Here is a 2898-nt window from a genome sequence, read left to right as displayed (position 1 = left end):
TGTGATTACAGCTTTATCTTTGTAAGCATCTAACTTAGAAACTTCTTGTTCAAAAGTGTCGATTGGCATATTGATAGCCCATTTAACGTGACCTTGGTCGTATTCTTCTTTGCTTCTAACGTCAACAACCAATACAGTTTCTTTCTTCTTCTTGTCTTGTTCGATTGCTTCAAGATCAGCGCCCTTCATTTCTTTGATGGCTGCTTTTTCTTCAGTTTTTTCTTCAGTTTTTTCTGCTGGTTTTTCAGCATTTTGTTCTGTTTTAGTATTATTGTCAGCTGGTTTTTCTGAATTATTTGAACATCCAGTTACAGTTAAAGCTGATACTAAAGCTAATGTTAATAAAAGTTTTTTCACTATAAATTCCTCCTAAAAATCTTTTCGATAACATTGTATCATACAGACAATACAATTTCCAAGATTCATTTATTGAAATTTCCTATAAATGATTTTGAGTATTATTTTTTATCTCTTATTCCACAGCTTATAGCATCAACTGGACAGGCGTTTTTACATCTTGCGCATCTGATGCATTCTTTGTGATTGCAGTTTTTCGTTGGATCGACGTTCATTTGACACACTTTCTTGCACCTTCCGCAACTAATACATTTATCCTTGTCCAATCTGTATTTAAAAATTGAAATCGGATTGAAAAATGAATAAATCGCGCCCAAAGGACAAATATATTTACAGAAAGGTCTGTAAATCATTATTGAAAGTAAAATTGTGAGTATAAGAATAGTTCCCTTCCAATAATACAAAAATCCAATCGCACCTCTCATGCTTTTGTTCAATAACACCAGAGGAATTCCACCTTCAAGCATTCCTATCGGACAAATCAATTTGCAAAAATAAGGCGATCCTTGTCCCAAAATATCCACCACAAACATCGGCAAAATAATTACGAAAATTAGTAGAATGAAATATTTTATTTTTCTCAAATGTTTGTCGTATTTGAATGTTTGTATTTTCTTAAAGAAAGGAATTTTGTACAATAAATCCTGAATTAATCCGAATGGGCACAACCACCCACACACAAATCTTCCCATCAAAGCTCCAATAAAAAACAAAAATCCGACTATGTAATAGCTAAACTTGAAGTTTGAATTTCCAATTACAGCCTGTAATGAGCCTATCGGGCAACTACCTTTTGCTCCAGGGCACGAATAACAATTCATGCCCGGAACACAGATTTTCTTCAAATTTCCGCCGTAAATTTTCCCAGTTTTAAAACCTTCTATATAAGAATTTGTAATCAGAAACCACAGCGATTGGAATGCGTGTCTGAAACGGTCCATTATTTTGTATTTGTTTTTCTTATTTCCAAATTTTAGTAAATTTTTTATCTTATCCAATTCCAATACACTCCATGCAAATTCTTATAGCCTTATCCAACACGACTTTGACTTCACCGTTGTTATATCCATAATAGATCATGCCAACAGATAAAAATAAGATCATAATTGGAAAAATTCGGCTATGAATAAATTTTTTGTACATTTGAATCACCAATTTTATTTGTTCTTCAAATTAGCTAATTCTTTTTCTATAACTTGTTTCCATTCTTCTTTTGATTTTGCACCAGAATAAGTTTCTCCTACGATATTTCCCTTCTTATCTACGAAGAAAGTTTCCGGCATAGCTTGGATTCCGTTTAATCTGCCGTTAAAGTTTGTATTATCAGGCATCAAGAACGGATATGATGCTTTTGTTTTTTCTTGGATTAATTTTGATTTTTGTAATGCGTCATTGTTTACACCGTTATCGTCCACAGTATCTGTAACAACTCCGACGATGTTAACGCCTTTGGACTTCATTTCCTTTTGAGCTTCCGATAAATCAGGAATTTCATTCACACAAGCGCTGCACCAAGTTGCAAACACATTTACCATTGTAAGATCGTATTTTTCAAAATCTTTGCTAGTAAATTCCTTGCCGTTGATATCTTTTGTAGATAAATTACCCAATCCTTTTACAGATTTTTTGTCAAATGCTTCCGTATTTTCCAAATCAGTTTTTTCAGATAATACAAATCCATTTTCTGGGCGTGGTTTTTTATCTATAATATCGATCTGAGTATTCGCAAATTCTTTTGCAAAACCCTCATCCATTTTACCTTTTGTGCTTATGTAGTAAGTGAACTTACCATCTTTTGATTCTCCGATTTTCTTATGAGTGTCACATTTTGTGATTTTAGCAATCTCAGCTTCGGACATGTTTTTTTCAAACATTCCAATAGTTCCAACTCTTTCAAGTTCCTTTTGCCATTTTTCGTATCCATCACCCATCTTATCCACTACTGCATTTTTTTGTTCTTCAGTCAATTTACTGAAAGTAAGCATCGCGTATTTCAATTCTTTGTCGATTGGGCTTTGTTCATCTAACATCGCTATCTTCTTGTCCATCATATCCTTTTTAACTTGTTCTGAAAGCTTGAACTTCAATCCCAAAAACTCATATACAAATTCATCTTTTGGTTTTAATGAATAATCAGAAGGTTTGAATTTTTCGTTTTCTTGCTTTTTATCGTCCTTCATTCCCGCTTCTTTTGGACTTACCACTTTAGTTTCTTTTCCCGTATTTCCACTAGATTTTTGGCATCCAACTGCTCCAACGCTAAAACACAAAGCCAGTAGCAAAGTTGTTCCTTTTAAAACATTTTTTCTCATAATTTCCTCCATAAAATATCTAAGTTCATTTTTAGATAACACGGTCTCGTGTGATCTGATATTATATTACGATAGTTTTATGAAATGTTCGTGAAATTATTGTTTAAAAATAAAGTCGCAATTGATAAGACTATAATCCTCATTTATAGCAATAAAAAATCTACTACTTTTTCCGTAGTAGATTTGTAGCATTATTAGCATATTTATTTTTTCAAAATAATTAACTTTT

At 32.6% G+C, this 2898-nt stretch carries 4 protein-coding genes; all 4 read right to left on the bottom strand.

The genetic code is table 11. From position 1 onward, the window contains the following. Positions 1-357 (bottom strand): rhodanese-like domain-containing protein (locus tag KHW44_RS08050; RefSeq protein WP_304068179.1); only part of this gene is annotated, 357 nt, incomplete at its 3' end. 101 nt (positions 358-458) lie between these two features. Continuing rightward, on the bottom strand, positions 459-1355 hold the full coding sequence (locus KHW44_RS08045; protein ID WP_304068175.1) for a 4Fe-4S binding protein: 897 nt from the start codon (positions 1353-1355) through the stop codon (positions 459-461). Then, positions 1348-1500, bottom strand: a complete 153-nt coding sequence (locus KHW44_RS08040; protein ID WP_094204098.1) for a CD1871A family CXXC motif-containing protein — start codon at positions 1498-1500, stop codon at positions 1348-1350. The genes KHW44_RS08045 and KHW44_RS08040 overlap by 8 nt, the downstream gene beginning before the upstream one ends. 14 nt (positions 1501-1514) lie before the next feature. Continuing rightward, a complete protein-coding gene (locus KHW44_RS08035) occupies positions 1515-2669 on the bottom strand; it encodes a TlpA disulfide reductase family protein (RefSeq protein WP_304068171.1) in 1155 nt (384 codons plus the stop codon). Positions 2670-2898: the final 229 nt, after the last annotated feature.

It is taken from the genome of Finegoldia magna (assembly GCF_018371055.1).
Taxonomy (GTDB): domain Bacteria; phylum Bacillota; class Clostridia; order Tissierellales; family Peptoniphilaceae; genus Finegoldia; species Finegoldia magna_I.
The sequence above is the reverse complement of the archived record's forward strand: the minus strand, read 5'-3'. Positions and strand labels throughout refer to the sequence as shown.